The 14134-nt window shown below is 38.1% G+C and carries 17 protein-coding genes, 1 pseudogene and 1 riboswitch; all 18 genes and pseudogenes read right to left on the reverse strand.

From position 1 onward, the window contains the following. Positions 1 to 345, reverse strand: a pseudogene (locus tag AC1UFB_RS07020) (IS4 family transposase); the annotation flags it as partial. Between the two features lie 141 nt (positions 346 to 486). Further along, complete coding sequence (locus tag AC1UFB_RS07025; RefSeq protein ID WP_482588863.1) at positions 487 to 1587, reverse strand: HD-GYP domain-containing protein; 1101 nt, start codon at positions 1585 to 1587, stop codon at positions 487 to 489. Positions 1588 to 1702: 115 nt separating this feature from the next. After that, complete coding sequence (locus tag AC1UFB_RS07030) at positions 1703 to 2005, reverse strand: YunC family protein (RefSeq protein WP_025909429.1); 303 nt, start codon at positions 2003 to 2005, stop codon at positions 1703 to 1705. Positions 2006 to 2153: 148 nt separating this feature from the next. Continuing rightward, the gene (locus tag AC1UFB_RS07035) at positions 2154 to 3002 is read right to left on the reverse strand and encodes a DUF72 domain-containing protein (protein ID WP_025909430.1); all 849 of its coding nucleotides are present in this window, start codon (positions 3000 to 3002) and stop codon (positions 2154 to 2156) included. Between the two features lie 102 nt (positions 3003 to 3104). Next, positions 3105 to 4502 carry a Fe-S cluster assembly protein SufB gene (gene sufB, locus AC1UFB_RS07040; RefSeq protein ID WP_025909431.1) on the reverse strand — a complete coding sequence of 466 codons (1398 nt, stop codon included), beginning with the start codon at positions 4500 to 4502 and terminating at the stop codon, positions 3105 to 3107. A 54-nt stretch (positions 4503 to 4556) separates the two neighbouring features. Then, entirely contained in the window at positions 4557 to 4991 is a 435-nt protein-coding gene (sufU, locus tag AC1UFB_RS07045) for a Fe-S cluster assembly sulfur transfer protein SufU (protein WP_061785058.1), read from the reverse strand. Further along, positions 4981 to 6201 (reverse strand): cysteine desulfurase, encoded by a 1221-nt coding sequence (locus AC1UFB_RS07050; RefSeq protein ID WP_076512336.1) that lies wholly within the window; start codon positions 6199 to 6201, stop codon positions 4981 to 4983. Before AC1UFB_RS07050 ends, sufU begins: the two co-directional genes overlap by 11 nt. Next, positions 6201 to 7508 (reverse strand): Fe-S cluster assembly protein SufD, encoded by a 1308-nt coding sequence (gene sufD / locus AC1UFB_RS07055; protein ID WP_025909434.1) that lies wholly within the window; start codon positions 7506 to 7508, stop codon positions 6201 to 6203. The genes AC1UFB_RS07050 and sufD overlap by 1 nt, the downstream gene beginning before the upstream one ends. Positions 7509 to 7525: 17 nt before the next feature. Continuing rightward, positions 7526 to 8311 (reverse strand): Fe-S cluster assembly ATPase SufC, encoded by a 786-nt coding sequence (sufC, locus tag AC1UFB_RS07060; protein ID WP_025909435.1) that lies wholly within the window; start codon positions 8309 to 8311, stop codon positions 7526 to 7528. 226 nt (positions 8312 to 8537) lie between these two features. After that, entirely contained in the window at positions 8538 to 8903 is a 366-nt protein-coding gene (locus tag AC1UFB_RS07065; protein ID WP_482588866.1) for a carboxymuconolactone decarboxylase family protein, read from the reverse strand. 124 nt (positions 8904 to 9027) lie between these two features. Further along, entirely contained in the window at positions 9028 to 9870 is an 843-nt protein-coding gene (locus AC1UFB_RS07070) for a MetQ/NlpA family ABC transporter substrate-binding protein (RefSeq protein ID WP_025909437.1), read from the reverse strand. 16 nt (positions 9871 to 9886) lie between these two features. Then, positions 9887 to 10555 carry a methionine ABC transporter permease gene (locus tag AC1UFB_RS07075; RefSeq protein WP_482588867.1) on the reverse strand — a complete coding sequence of 223 codons (669 nt, stop codon included), beginning with the start codon at positions 10553 to 10555 and terminating at the stop codon, positions 9887 to 9889. Further along, positions 10545 to 11573 carry a methionine ABC transporter ATP-binding protein gene (locus tag AC1UFB_RS07080; RefSeq protein ID WP_025909439.1) on the reverse strand — a complete coding sequence of 343 codons (1029 nt, stop codon included), beginning with the start codon at positions 11571 to 11573 and terminating at the stop codon, positions 10545 to 10547. Before AC1UFB_RS07080 ends, AC1UFB_RS07075 begins: the two co-directional genes overlap by 11 nt. Before the next feature lie 110 nt (positions 11574 to 11683). After that, positions 11684 to 11790, reverse strand: a riboswitch (SAM riboswitch). 144 nt (positions 11791 to 11934) lie between these two features. Next, complete coding sequence (locus tag AC1UFB_RS07085) at positions 11935 to 12234, reverse strand: thioredoxin family protein (RefSeq protein WP_061785062.1); 300 nt, start codon at positions 12232 to 12234, stop codon at positions 11935 to 11937. A 13-nt stretch (positions 12235 to 12247) separates the two neighbouring features. Next, complete coding sequence (locus AC1UFB_RS07090) at positions 12248 to 12598, reverse strand: toprim domain-containing protein (protein WP_025909441.1); 351 nt, start codon at positions 12596 to 12598, stop codon at positions 12248 to 12250. A 230-nt stretch (positions 12599 to 12828) separates the two neighbouring features. After that, a complete protein-coding gene (locus tag AC1UFB_RS07095; protein WP_025909442.1) occupies positions 12829 to 13071 on the reverse strand; it encodes a YusG family protein in 243 nt (80 codons plus the stop codon). Positions 13072 to 13179: 108 nt separating this feature from the next. Continuing rightward, complete coding sequence (gene gcvH, locus AC1UFB_RS07100) at positions 13180 to 13563, reverse strand: glycine cleavage system protein GcvH (protein ID WP_076512334.1); 384 nt, start codon at positions 13561 to 13563, stop codon at positions 13180 to 13182. A 113-nt stretch (positions 13564 to 13676) separates the two neighbouring features. Continuing rightward, positions 13677 to 14033 carry an arsenate reductase family protein gene (locus tag AC1UFB_RS07105; protein WP_025909444.1) on the reverse strand — a complete coding sequence of 119 codons (357 nt, stop codon included), beginning with the start codon at positions 14031 to 14033 and terminating at the stop codon, positions 13677 to 13679. Positions 14034 to 14134 lie beyond the last annotated feature (101 nt).

Below are 14134 nucleotides of genomic sequence, written 5' to 3' on the forward strand. Positions count from 1 at the left end.
GATGAATACCTTTGGACGTTTTGTATCCGTCAGCTGCTCCACCTTTTGAATGGCGTGCACACTTAAATACGTTAAAAAGCGACGCCATGCAAACTTGGAATGATTCAAGAAACGATAAACAGAATCTTTGGCAGGGTAACGGTCTCCCTTCTTTGAATTTAAAAGGGTGAACCAGCTCTTATGATGAAAGATTAAACAAAAAACAAGCTGAAACAAATAGGAAGTTGTAAAGCCAAACTTCTTCATAATGCCAGCTTTACGAAGGTGCTTTACGATTTCTAATTCACGAAATACCGATTTTAATTCTTTTGGCAGTTGATTGTTTTGGTCATTATGCTCTATCATAATGGAAGCACCTCTTCTGTTTGGTAGTGTATTCTCGACAAATCCACTATACCAAAGAATGAGGTGTTTTTTGTATCTTAAAAAACTTTGTCAAGGTTTTTATTGAAATCATGAAGAACCTAATAGAGCCAACTATCGAATCTAATTATTTAGGTGCGAAGTTTGAGTGATAATTATTAATGTAGGACTTTCTTTTAAATCAATTTCATAAGGTTTATCTAAAACCCTGCCTCCTTCTTCTTGAATAAGAATGTAAGGTCGATCACTTAGGCCTTTATTTTGCTTACTTACTATGCCTTTTCTTTGGTCATTCAGCGTTACAAAAAGACCAATAGGATAAACAGCAATTGCCCTTCTGAAAGCGCTAATCATATCTTTATCAAACTGACTTCCTGCACCCGCATACAAAATCTCTAGCCCCTCGTGAGGGAGAAGAGCGCTTCTATACACGCGATTTGACGTCACGGCATCGTACACATCCGCAATTGCGATAATTTTACTAAATAAATGAATTCGCTCTTCTTTAATTCCTAATGGATACCCTGATCCATCCAATCTTTCATGATGCTGATATGCGCAAGAGGCGGAGAGCGCAGAGACATTAGGAGTACTTCGCAATAATTCGTACCCGTATGTAGTATGCTTTTTCATTAACTTAAATTCTTCATCCGTTAATCTTCCGGGCTTGTTTAGAATATCTTGGGGAATTAACATTTTCCCTACATCATGTAGCATAGCTCCTGCACCTAGCTTCTCTAGAACAGGCTGAGTTAATCCTATTTCTTTTCCGAGTGAAAGGGCATAAAGCGTCACGTTCACAGAATGAGAAAATACATAGTTATCGTATATATATACATCCGTTAACAATGACAATACATCATTATTATTCATAATCTCATCTACTAATTGATTGCCAACCTTATGTACTTCACGAACCGATTGTTCTAAAAGTGCAACACGCGTTTTTTCATGCTTTTTTTGAAGAGAGTGAAAGACATCTTCCACTGATTCCATTGCCTTTTTCCGAAGTGAAAATGGGATGGTAGAAGTAGAATTTACAACAATATCATTTGTTCGTTTATCACCTATGTATACAAACGTAACACCTCGCTGCTGTAAACGATTAATAATAGTCTCTGTCAAAGGTATGCCTGTATTAATTAGCGTTTTTCCTGCTTCATCTAATATTGGTTTTGCTAAACATGCACCTGGGCTCAATGATTGAATTGCAACTAATTTCATAGTAACTCCCTAACTATCTATTATTTTATAATCGCTATAAAAGAGGTAGAGCATTTACTACCTCTCCATTGAATCCTTTTAGACAAAATTTGAATATAAAGGACTTTATTCCTAACTATACCATTTTTAATAAAGCTTCGCGCCCTATCATACCTGGATGAATGCCTAAACTTTCTGCTTCCACAGTAACAGACTCTAAAGGTGCATTTAAAAGATCTTCAATTGTTCGAACGCCAACTGCTCTTCCGGCAATGATTTGTCTACTGACCAGCTTTTCATTTAAAAGGCCAACGTCTAATGCTCCACACATAATATATCCTTTATCGGAAGAGACTGTTAAAAGCGTTGTTTTTGGAAGCAGTACGGTAACCGCATTGAACGTATGACCATTAATAACAACAGGTTCTAATGTAATCAAATTCCCCACTCCTTTCTTAATCAAGGTATGATGATTTTCAAAAAGAGTGAGCTTTAGGGCGTTTTTTTATAATTATACAAGAAAGCACATACTTTATTTCTAACTTAATTGTTTAAGACGGTATGCGCTCATCAATCTGTTTTAGCAGTCAATCAAATAAATTTAACTGTTTAGGTGCCAAATCGGTATACCGAATGTCCAGCAAATGAATTAATTCCTTAGCATTATCAACCGCGTCTCCGCCCGAATTGTTGTTAAAAACGATGTAAATATCTTTCGTCTGCTGCTTTAATTCTTCAATACGATGCTTCCATTCAAGTAATTCTTGGTGATTATAACGATACAAAAAGCGAATTTTACGCCAGTTAGGGTCTCCACTTTTATTCCAACCGTGAACGTTTCGACCATGAAATCGAATCAGCGTTTTCTCAGCACTCGTAGGATGTAAAACGGTCGGCACAGACCCTTCACCTGCTTGTGGCTCATCACAAATGCCATGAATCCATTTCTCTTTTTCCATAAACATAAGTGTCTTATCATGCCACTGTGGCGTAAACCAAGACTGGTTACGAAACTCTAACGTAACGGGTAAATCACCGAATTTTTCACGGCTGTATCGCAAATAATTAACATTTTCTTTCGTACAATTAAACCAGGGCGGCATTTGGAACAAAATCATTGCAAGTTTATTCGCTTTTACGTAAGGAGTCACAGAATCCATAAATGCATCAAACATCTCGTCTTTGCTATCAAACGGTATTTCATTCCGCATATGCCCTGTCATACCCTGATAAGCTTTGACAACGAATTGAAACGAATCGGGGGTATCTGCTACCCACTTTTCGACCGTTGTTTTAGGCTGAATAGCATAAAAAGATGCATCTACTTCAACTGTTGGAAAGTGACCTGCGTATACAGCGAGCTTATCTCGCGCAGGCACGCCCGTTTCATATAAAGATGAATGATCTCCCCACCCTGTTACGCCTACGTATATCACAAAATCCCTCCAATATGTATCAAACTGTGCACCTATTATTTTAATACAAACTCATCAAAAAAACTCGCTTGTATATACAAGCGAGTTTAAAAAAATCATTTATTACCCGATAGATCCTTCCATCTCAAACTTGATTAGACGGTTCATTTCTACCGCATACTCCATTGGAAGTTCTTTTGTAAATGGTTCGATGAAGCCCATTACGATCATTTCTGTTGCTTCTTCTTCAGAAATACCGCGGCTCATTAGATAGAATAACTGCTCTTCAGATACTTTTGAAACTTTCGCTTCGTGCTCTAAAGAGATGTTATCGTTGTAAATTTCGTTGTATGGAATTGTATCAGATGTTGATTGATTATCCATAATTAACGTATCACACTCGATGTTTGAACGAGCACCTTCGGCTTTGCGACCAAAGTGAACGATACCACGGTACGTTACTTTACCGCCTTGCTTCGAAATAGATTTCGAAACGATTGTAGAAGACGTATTTGGTGCTAAGTGAATCATTTTCGCACCCGCATCTTGGTGTTGGCCTTTACCAGCTAATGCAATGGATAATGTCATACCACGTGCGCCTTCACCTTTTAGGATAACAGCTGGGTATTTCATTGTTAATTTAGAACCGATGTTTCCATCAACCCATTCCATTGTTGCATTCGCTTCACATACAGCTCGCTTCGTTACTAGGTTGTAGACGTTATTCGCCCAGTTTTGAATCGTTGTATAACGGCAGTATGCGTCTTTTTTAATGATGATTTCTACAACAGCACTGTGCAGAGAGTTTGTTGTATAAACCGGCGCTGTACAGCCTTCTACGTAGTGTACGTGTGCACCTTCATCTACGATGATTAGCGTACGTTCGAATTGACCCATGTTCTCAGAGTTAATACGGAAGTATGCTTGAAGTGGCGTATCTACTTTGATACCTTTTGGGACGTAGATAAATGAACCACCAGACCAAACAGCTGAGTTTAACGCAGCAAATTTGTTGTCAGTTGGCGGAATTACTTTCGCCCAGTGCTCACGGAAAATCTCTTCGTTTTCTTTTAATGCAGTATCTGTGTCTTTAAATACGATTCCTTGTGCTTCAAGGTCTTCTTTCATGTTGTGATATACAACTTCAGATTCGTACTGAGCAGATACACCAGCTAGGTATTTTTGCTCCGCTTCTGGAATACCAAGCTTATCAAACGTTTGTTTAATCTCTTCAGGAACCTCATCCCAAGAGCGCTCTGACTTCTCTGAAGGCTTTACGTAGTACGTAATTTCATCAAAGTTCAGGCTAGACATATCGCCGCCCCACTGTGGCATTGGCATGCTGTAAAAATGCTCAAGTGATTTTAAGCGGAAGTCAAGCATCCACTGTGGCTCGTCTTTCATGCGAGAAATTTCTTCTACAATTTCTTTTGTTAATCCTCTTTCAGAACGGAAAATAGAAACGTCCTTATCCGAGAACCCGTATTTATAATCGCCGATTTCCGGCATCTTTTTTGCCATTTGTTATTACCCCCTACTTGATAGGATTGGGAATGAACAAAGGCCTAACAGGACTTAATTCTGTTCTTTTAGGCCTTTTTCCATCGCTTTCCACGCTAATGTTGCACATTTAATACGTGCTGGAAACTTTGAAACACCTTGAAGTGCTTCAATGTCTCCTAAGTCTATACTATCATCATACTCTTTTCCTTGCATCATATCTGAGAAGATGTTCGCAAGTTCAAGAGCTGTTTCAATCTCTTGCCCTTTAATTGCCTGTGTCATCATTGAAGCAGATGACATAGAAATTGAACAGCCTTCTCCTTCAAACTTTGCATCCGTTACTTTGCCATCTTCTACTTTAAGTGATAGTTCAATACGGTCACCACACGTTGGATTATTCATTTGAATTTGAACCGTATCTTCTTCTAAAGACCCACGATTTCGAGGGTTTTTATAATGATCCATAATCACTTGACGATAAAGAGTATCTAAATTGTTAAAAGACATTTGTGAAATACTCCTTCGTTTTAATTAGTGATGACACTAATTGATCGATTTCTTCTTCTGTATTATACAAGTAGAAACTTGCACGTGCAGTTGAAGATACATTTAAATATTTCATTAACGGCTGTGCACAATGATGCCCTGCGCGTACAGCAACTCCCTCAGCATCAAGAACAGTTGCTACGTCATGCGGATGAACATCATCAAGATTAAACGTCACGACGCCAGCACGCTCTTTTGGTCCGTAGATGGTAATGCCTTCTACTTCTGAAAGACGGTCTAGTGCGTAATTTGCTAATTTATGCTCATGAGCAAGAATATTATCCAAGCCCACTTCCTCTAGAAAATCAATAGCGGCACCTAATCCAATTGCACCTGCAATAATAGGCGTTCCACCTTCGAATTTCCAAGGAAGCTCTTTCCACGTTGAATCGTATAGGTTAACGAAATCAATCATTTCGCCTCCAAATTCAACCGGCTCCATCTTTTCTAATAATTCTTTTTTTCCATACAGTACGCCAATACCTGTTGGGCCGCACATTTTATGACCAGAAAACGCAAAGAAGTCGCAGTCTAAGTCCTGTACGTCAACTTTCATATGAGGCGTACTTTGTGCACCATCTACAACCATGATTGCTCCGTGTTGGTGAGCAATTTTCGCAATTTCTTTTACCGGATTGATTGCGCCCAATACGTTAGAAACGTGCATAACCGAAACAATTTTTGTATTTGACGTAATCGTTTCTTTAACCGTTTCTAATGAAAGAGCATGATCTTCTGTAAGATCAATATATTTTAATGTTGCTCCTGTTGCTTTTGCAACTTGCTGCCATGGAATGATGTTACTGTGATGCTCCATATACGTAATCACAATTTCATCACCAGGCTGCAAATTGGCACGTCCGTAGCTAGCAGCAACAATATTTAACGCTGTAGTTGTTCCACGCGTAAAGATAATTTCTTCTGTTGATTTCGCATTAATGAACTTTCTTACTTTTTCACGAGCACCTTCATAGCCATCCGTAGCCATTGTACCTAGTGTATGAACACCTCTGTGTACGTTTGAGTTGTATTCTCTGTAGTACTTATTCAGTGCTTCAATCACTTGGATTGGCTTTTGAGAAGTAGCAGCGCTATCTAAGTAAACAAGCGGGTGTCCATTTACTTCTTGGTCTAAAATAGGAAACTGTTTGCGAATATCAGAAACGTTCATTATCGAACTTTCCTTTCAATTAACTCCGTTAACTGTTTTTTCACCGTTTCAACCGGAAGCTCATTTACAACTGGAGCTAAGAACCCATGAATAACTAAGCGCTCAGCTTCAACTTGTGGAATACCACGGCTCATTAAATAATAAAGCTGTAATGGATCTACGCGACCTACAGAAGCTGCATGTCCTGCCGTTACATCATCTTCATCAATTAATAAGATTGGGTTAGCATCTCCACGAGCTTTTTCGCTTAGCATTAATACGCGAGACTCTTGCTCTGCATTTGATTTAGATGCACCGTGTTCAATTTTACCAATTCCGTTAAAGATTGAAGACGCGCTATCTTTCATTACACCATGTTTTAAGATGTAACCTTCAGAATGCTTACCGAAGTGAATAATACTCGTCGTTAAGTTTTGCTTTTGCTCACCGCGACCTACTGTAACTGTTTTCGTATCACCGTATGAACCATCGCCCATTAGGTATGTGATGTTTTCAGAAACTGTGTTTCCTTCACTCATTAAGCCTAATGCCCACTCGATGCGACCGTCTTTACCAGCAACACCACGGCGATTTACGTAGCTAGTTGTTCCTTTGGCAAGGTAGTCTACCGCACCGAACGTTACTTTTGCATTGTTATTTGCAAATACTTCTGTCACAACGTTTACTACACCGTTTGACTCTTCAGAAGTAGCAATGTAGTTTTCTACATACGTAACAGAACTATTATCTTCTGCAACCACAATAACATGGTTGAAAAGTGCTGCTTCTTCATCTTCACGTACGAAAACAGCTTGAAGTGGTTCTTTTACTTCAACGTTTTTTGGAACGTAAACAAATACGCCACCGTTAAGCAGTGCAGCGTGAAGAGCCGTTAAGCGATGCTCATCCACTTTTACACCGTCTTTCATGAAGTACTTTTGTACAAGCTCTTCGTGGTCTTTTGCAGCTGTTTGGATATCAGTAAAGATAACTCCTTGCTCTTTTAACTCATCTGTTAACGTTGCATATGCAGCTGTTTGGTCACGCTGAACGTATAAGTTTTTAACCGCTTCTGTATCAATAAGTGCTCTTACAGACTCAGGAAGCTCGTCAATTGAAGAAATTGCTTTTGCTTCAGCATCATGCTTTGAGAAATCTGTAAAGTTCCACTTTGTAATATTTGTTTTATCTGGTTTTGGTAGTGGAAGATCTTCTGCTTTCGCAAGAGCTTGTAAACGAAGATCTAACAACCATTTCGGCTCAGCAGCTTTTTCAGAAAAACTGCGAACGTACGCTTGATCAAATGGTAATTTTGTATCAATAGTCATAGAAATCCTCCTAATGCTTATGCTTCTTGCCCTACAGTTTCGTCTTCAATACCTAATTCTTTCTTAATCCAGTCATAGCCTTCTGCTTCTAAGCGCTGAGCTAATTCAGGACCGCCTGATTTCACAACGCGACCTTGCATCATAACGTGAACATGGTCTGGTGTAATGTAGTTTAATAGACGTTGGTAGTGAGTAATCATTAAGCAACCAAAATCGCTACCACGTAGCTCGTTGATTCCTTTTGATACTACTTTTAACGCATCGATATCTAAACCTGAATCAATCTCATCAAGGATTGCAATAGCAGGTTTTAACATCATTAGTTGAAGGATTTCGTTACGCTTTTTCTCTCCACCAGAGAAACCTTCATTTAAATAACGTTGTGCCATATCTTGATCCATTTCTAAGAAGTCCATGTTTTTATCTAGTTGACGGATAAACTTCATTAGTGAAATTTCATCGCCTTCTTCACGACGCGCATTAATTGATGAACGTAAGAAGTCTGCATTTGTTACGCCGCTAATTTCACTTGGGTATTGCATTGCAAGGAACAGACCTGCACGCGCACGCTCGTCCACTTCCATTTCAAGTACGTCTTCACCATCAAGTGTAATGCTACCTTGTGTTACTTCATATTTAGGGTGCCCCATAATTGCTGAAGATAAAGTGGATTTACCTGTACCGTTTGGACCCATGATTGCATGAATCTCTCCGCCTTTAACTTCTAAGTTAACACCTTTTAAAATCTCTTTGCCTTCAATTGAAACATGAAGATCTTTAATGATTAAAGTTGAACCTGCCATACTAAAACCTCCAGTTATAGATGTATATACTAAAATCAGATATACCTATATCTTTTTAATTATTCTCATTTTATTCTCATTACAATCTTATAACAAATGAAAACTTATAGCAACCTTTTGAGATAAACGCTTTTCTCTTATATGTATACATATTTTACCCGTATAAAAAACGTTGCTTTCATAGGCGTAACCCAACCTTTAAAGCAACGTCTGCTTATCATTTATTTTAGTGTGTTTGACGTTTTAATTCCTGCACGCATTCCTGCACTAACATGACAGATTGACTCATCGCTGCTCCGCCACCAAATGCTGCCGAAACGCCACAAGCTTCTAAAATCTCTTGCTCAGTTGCTCCGTTATCTAAGCAACCTTTTGTATGATAAATCATGCAATATTCATTTTGAGCTACAACGCTAATTCCTAATGCAATCAGCTGCTTGTCTTTTTTAGAAATAGACCCTTCTTCAAAACAAGCCTCTGTGAAAGTGTTGAACGTTTCAGTCAATCGTGGAAGCTTTTCACTGAATGTTCCCATTCCTACCTTATAATTATGAAGTGCCTGCTCTGTTGAATGATTTGTTTCTTGTTGCATCCCTCTTGCCAACTCCATTCGTCATAGTTTTCATCATTAGTATGGATGATACAAATCGGAGTTATGCTTAACGCTAAAAATAGAAAAAATCGACCAGGCCTAAACCTAGTCGATTTTAATCTGTTTATTCGTTTACAGGAAGCACTGCGCCTTTATACTTCTCTTCGATGAAGTCTTGAATTTCTTTTGAGTGAAGTACTTCTACTAACGCTTTTACTTCTTCTTTGTTTTCATCACCTTTACGAACTGTGATAATGTTTGCATATGGATTGTTTTCTTTTGATTCTACAGCGATTGGATCTTTAACAGGGTCTAAACCAGCATCTAACGCATAGTTTGCGTTAATAACAACCGCATCGCCTTCATTGTTGTTATACACTTGAGGTAATAAACCACCTTCAACGTCTGCTTTAAACGTTAAGTTTTTAGGGTTTTCTACAATATCATCAAGCGTTGCATCTTGCTTTTTAACGCCCTCTTTTAACTTAATTACGCCTTCTTTTTCAAAAATTGAAAGAATACGACCTTGTTCTGCTACTGCATCACGCATAATTACCGTACCGTTTTTCGGAAGGTCTTTTAATGACTTGTACTTTTTAGAGTAGATACCGATTGGTTCGATATGAATAGCTCCTGCACTTACAAAATCATAATTTGGGTTTTCTTCTAATACAGATTCTAGATAAGGAATATGTTGGAAATAGTTCGCATCAATTTCTTTTCCATCTAGTGCTGTGTTAGGTAAAATATAATCTTGGAATGGTTTAATGTCTAACTCAATTCCTTTTTCCTCTAACAATGGCTTTGCTTCTTCTAAAATTTCAGCGTGAGGAATGTTTGACGCCCCCACCACAATTTTCTTTTCGTCTTCTGATGAATCTGACCCACTGCCTCCAGATGAACCACAAGCAGCTAAACCTAAAACTAAAGCAGATGATAAAGCAAATGTTGAAACCCATTTTTTCATAATATATTTCCTCCTCTTATCGTTTATCAATTTTAGACGTGATAAAATCACCAATAAACTGGATAATAAATACAATCACTAAAATTAAAACTGTCGCAACAAGGGTTACATCACTATTATTTCGCTGGAAGCCTTCTAAATATGCTAAGTTTCCTAAACCACCAGCTCCAACCGCTCCAGCCATTGCTGTATAGCCAATGAGTGCGATTGCTGTAACCGTCAAACCCGAAATTAAAGCAGGCATTGATTCTGGAAGCAGCACTTTAAAAATAATTGTGCCTGTTTTCGCTCCCATCGATTTTGCTGCTTCAATCACACCTTTATCGATTTCGCGAAGGCCGATTTCAACCATACGCGCGTAAAATGGTGCGGCTCCAACAATAAGAGCTGGCAAAGCCGCTTCTGCTCCTAGCATTGTTCCCACAATTGCTTTTGTAAACGGAATGAGCAAAATTAGTAAGATGATAAATGGAATGGATCGAAAGATGTTTACAAAAGCTCCTATAATAATATTAACGAAGCGGTTTTCCCAAAGCTGACCTTTGCCTGTTAAAAATAGAAGTAAGCCTAGCACAATTCCTAATATAAACGTGGCAACAACTGAGATACTTGTCATATAAAGTGTTTCAATCGTTGCTGCACTAAATTTATCATACGTTACGTTTGGGAATAATTCAGTTAGCATCCGTCATCACCTCAATTTCTACCTGTTGTTCACGGATGTACTCAATTACTTTATTAACCTCTGCTTCTTCACCATCTAAATGAATAAATAAGGTTCCATAAGAGCCCGTTTGTGTATAAGAAACTTTCCCTTGTAAGATGTTAATCGTGACATCAAATGCTTTTAAAATGCTCGTAATGAGCGGTTGCTCCGCTTTTCCACCTACAAATGTGAGCTGAACAATTCGACCGCTTGGATAAAGTTCCTTCACCTGCTCCACTGTCTCAAACGTTTCTTCTGGCTCTGAAATTTGCTGTACAAATCGCTTTGTAATATTTTGCTGTGGTTTACGGAATACTTCAAGTACTTCTCCTTGTTCGACTACTTTTCCATTTTCCATCACAGCTACACGATGACAAATTTTACGGATTACGTGCATTTCATGCGTGATTAAGACAATCGTTAAACCTAGCTTTTCATTAATATCAACTAGCAAATCCAAGATCGAATCTGTTGTTTGTGGATCAAGTGCCGATGTTGCTTCGTCACATAATAAGACTTTTGGGTTATTTGCTAACGCTCTTGCAATTCCTACACGCTGTTTTTGCCCGCCGCTCAGCTGAGATGGGTAGGCATTTTCTCTACCTTCTAATCCAACTAGTTTAATGAGCTCGTTTACACGTTCTGCTCGTTTGTTTTTTGGAACACCGGCAATTTCAAGTGGAAACGCAATGTTTTCTTGCACGGTACGAGACCAAAGTAAATTAAAATGCTGAAAAATCATGCTAATTTCTTGGCGAGCTTGTCTAAGCTTAGCACCTTTAATTTTCCCAATTTGATTTCCTGCTACTTCTACTGTTCCAGAAGTAGGTGTTTCTAAACCATTTAATAAGCGAATAAGAGAGCTTTTCCCTGCTCCACTATATCCAATGATGCCGAAGATTTCACCTTTTGCCACTGATAAATTAACCTGATCAACGGCCGTGACTTTCCCACTTTTAGCATCATATATTTTCGTTACATCTTGTAACGTAATCATCTTCTTCACCTTCTTTGTTGACTTGCTCTGTCTGCTTAGTGTGTCCTTGCTTTTAGAAAATAAAAAAACCTTTCTACACGTGAGCAGAAAGGTTTTTGATAAAATCCTTTCTCTCATCTTTCAAAGCTTATGCTTTGCAGGAATTGGCACCATTTCAGTTAGTCTGACGGTTGCCGGGTTTCATAGGGCACAGTCCCTCCACCTCTCTTGATAAGAGTTAACGACAAATTATTGAAATTATTTTGTTTTCATCAAATATTCATTTATTTATGTTTGTGATTCTAGCATGTGTCAGAAAGGGTGTCAACAAAAAATGCGCATAGGATAATAATCCCATGCACACCCTTAAACAAATGTTTGTTTAACTAAGACGTTCCATTACATATTCAACAGAGTGAAAAGCATACAGCTTCTGCTTCACTTCGCCATTTCCATATTCAATTAGGCATGGAACACTTTCAATTTCGAGCAAAGACGCTTTAGCAGGCATATAGTTTAAATTACTCATTCCGATTGTTAAGTCTGGAATAATCGCTTCTACTACTGTTAACATTTTTTTAGCTAGTTGGCACGTTCCACAAAGGGGTGTATGGAAAAAAATAACCGTACGCTCGTCTTTATTTAGCTTTTCGTCTAGCTGTTCCTCTGTCCACTCTTCCATGTTACTCATCCTTCTATATTAAAAATTCTGCGTTAACATCTATATTAGCACTTAAAAGTACCGTAGCAATATGATTTCTTGGGGCCGCCGCTACCTCACGATACATTTTATCGATATAAAGGTGCTCCGCTTCCGGAAGTTCTTTTTTAAACTGTTTCCGTAATTTATTGCCGGAATCATCTGAGTCAACCAAGATATACACATCTTTATCATACGTGGAATCGATAATCTCATCTAGCTTTGACAAGCTGATGGTTCCATTGGTACAAATAATCTCAATCGGTTCATTAATAATACTTTCGATTCGCTTTTTGTCAGACTTACCTTCTACAATAATTACTTTTTCAATTTCTATTAAACGCATCGTCATCACCTATGATTATCAGTTGTATAGTAACGTTATTCCTTTATGCTATACAATATTCGTTAATGTAACACAGTTCCCCTGTTTTTTAAAAGATTTTGCTGTAAAAAGAACATATATGAATTGTTTTTATTGAAAAAATAGACTATTTTCGGTCATCTTAGACTGATGGCGCCAAACCTTATGTGGTTGGCGCCATCAGTCTTGCACTGAGAGGTTTCATGCTAAATTTAGCACCAACCCTCTTCTGAATCGCAGTCCGTATACTTTTGTGTAGCTCCAGCCTGGACGTCAGCATACTGATAAATTTTGTTATTTTCTTGCGTGTAACCTGACTCTAAATTATATTGATTACCCGTTGCACCATAATTCACATGGCCAATTGATTGTTTATCTACATACAATTGCATACCATTTTCATGAAATTTTGCTGTAATTCGATCCGTTATGTCAACTTTTTTATGTTCGAACATAAAAAGACACCCCTTTAGCTTGTTTACTAAATAGAGTGCCCTTTTTGTTATAGGTCCATGAAGACAAATTATGGATATACCAAGTGAAATGTCTTAAGATGAAGTCAATTAACCTTCGTTAATCATTTCATCGTATTGTTCAGCTGTCATAAGCTTCTCAACATCTGCCGAATCAGCAGGCTTAATTACAACCATCCATGCTTTTTCATATGGAGACTCGTTTACAAACTCAGGATTATCGCTTAATTCTTCGTTTACTTCTACAACCTCACCGCTAATTGGTGCATATAGCTCTGATACTGTTTTCACAGATTCTACGCTACCAAACGGCTCGTCTGCTTCAACTTTATCGCCAACTTCTGGAAGCTCAACAAATACAATGTCACCAAGTTCAGATTGTGCAAAGTGTGTAATTCCTACCCGGAAAACTTCTCCTTCGCTTTTTACCCACTCATGCTCTTCTGAATAACGCAACTCTTTTGGTGTACTCATCTTAATCCCTCCAATAAATTATGTATGCCGCTAATGAATAGCAACGACTACCTCTTATCAGTGTAACGTAAACAACAGGTTTTTTCTATTTGAATCCGCACGGAATTTTAAATTTATTTCCATGTTGTGTCAAATTCTTCTTCTTTAAACCCTACCGTTACTTTATCACCGTCAGTTAATAACGGGCGCTTGATTAACATCCCGTCAGATGAAAGGATTTCAAGTAATTCCTCATCACTTGCTGTTGCAACTTTGTCTTTCAGACCTAGCTCACGATACTTCTTTCCGCTTGTATTAAAGAATTTCTTTAGCGGCAAGCCACTATTTTGATAATAGCTCGTTAGCTGCTCTTTCGTTGGTGGATTTTCGATAATATGAATTTCTTCATACGCCACACCATTTTGATCTAGCCATTGTTTTGCTTTTCGACATGTACCACATTTAGGATATGAATAGAATAATACGCTCATTATTTCGCCTCCTTTTTCTTCGCTTTTTCGTATTTTAACACATCCAACTTTAATTTACCTATTTTAGTTTGCAGTTAAACAAAGAAAAGCTGTGTAAAGGA

This window comes from Priestia sp. KCTC 13724 (assembly GCF_056820425.1).

Bases quoted from the DNA above. Each gene is read 5' to 3' on its own strand.
- AC1UFB_RS07025 (WP_482588863.1), bottom strand. From the start codon at position 1,587: ATGAAATTAGTTGCAATTCAATCATTGAGCCCAGGTGCATGTTTAGCA.
- gcvH (WP_076512334.1), bottom strand. From the start codon at position 13,563: ATGAGTACACCAAAAGAGTTGCGTTATTCAGAAGAGCATGAGTGGGTA.
- AC1UFB_RS07075 (WP_482588867.1), bottom strand. From the start codon at position 10,555: ATGCTAACTGAATTATTCCCAAACGTAACGTATGATAAATTTAGTGCA.
- sufU (WP_061785058.1), bottom strand. From the start codon at position 4,991: ATGTCTTTTAACAATTTAGATACTCTTTATCGTCAAGTGATTATGGAT.
- AC1UFB_RS07095 (WP_025909442.1), bottom strand. From the start codon at position 13,071: ATGTTCGAACATAAAAAAGTTGACATAACGGATCGAATTACAGCAAAA.
- sufB (WP_025909431.1), bottom strand. From the start codon at position 4,502: ATGGCAAAAAAGATGCCGGAAATCGGCGATTATAAATACGGGTTCTCG.
- AC1UFB_RS07070 (WP_025909437.1), bottom strand. From the start codon at position 9,870: ATGAAAAAATGGGTTTCAACATTTGCTTTATCATCTGCTTTAGTTTTA.
- AC1UFB_RS07080 (WP_025909439.1), bottom strand. From the start codon at position 11,573: ATGATTACGTTACAAGATGTAACGAAAATATATGATGCTAAAAGTGGG.
- sufD (WP_025909434.1), bottom strand. From the start codon at position 7,508: ATGACTATTGATACAAAATTACCATTTGATCAAGCGTACGTTCGCAGT.
- sufC (WP_025909435.1), bottom strand. From the start codon at position 8,311: ATGGCAGGTTCAACTTTAATCATTAAAGATCTTCATGTTTCAATTGAA.
- AC1UFB_RS07065 (WP_482588866.1), bottom strand. From the start codon at position 8,903: ATGCAACAAGAAACAAATCATTCAACAGAGCAGGCACTTCATAATTAT.
- AC1UFB_RS07105 (WP_025909444.1), bottom strand. From the start codon at position 14,033: ATGAGCGTATTATTCTATTCATATCCTAAATGTGGTACATGTCGAAAA.
- AC1UFB_RS07090 (WP_025909441.1), bottom strand. From the start codon at position 12,598: ATGCGTTTAATAGAAATTGAAAAAGTAATTATTGTAGAAGGTAAGTCT.
- AC1UFB_RS07085 (WP_061785062.1), bottom strand. From the start codon at position 12,234: ATGGAAGAGTGGACAGAGGAACAGCTAGACGAAAAGCTAAATAAAGAC.
- AC1UFB_RS07050 (WP_076512336.1), bottom strand. From the start codon at position 6,201: ATGAACGTTTCTGATATTCGCAAACAGTTTCCTATTTTAGACCAAGAA.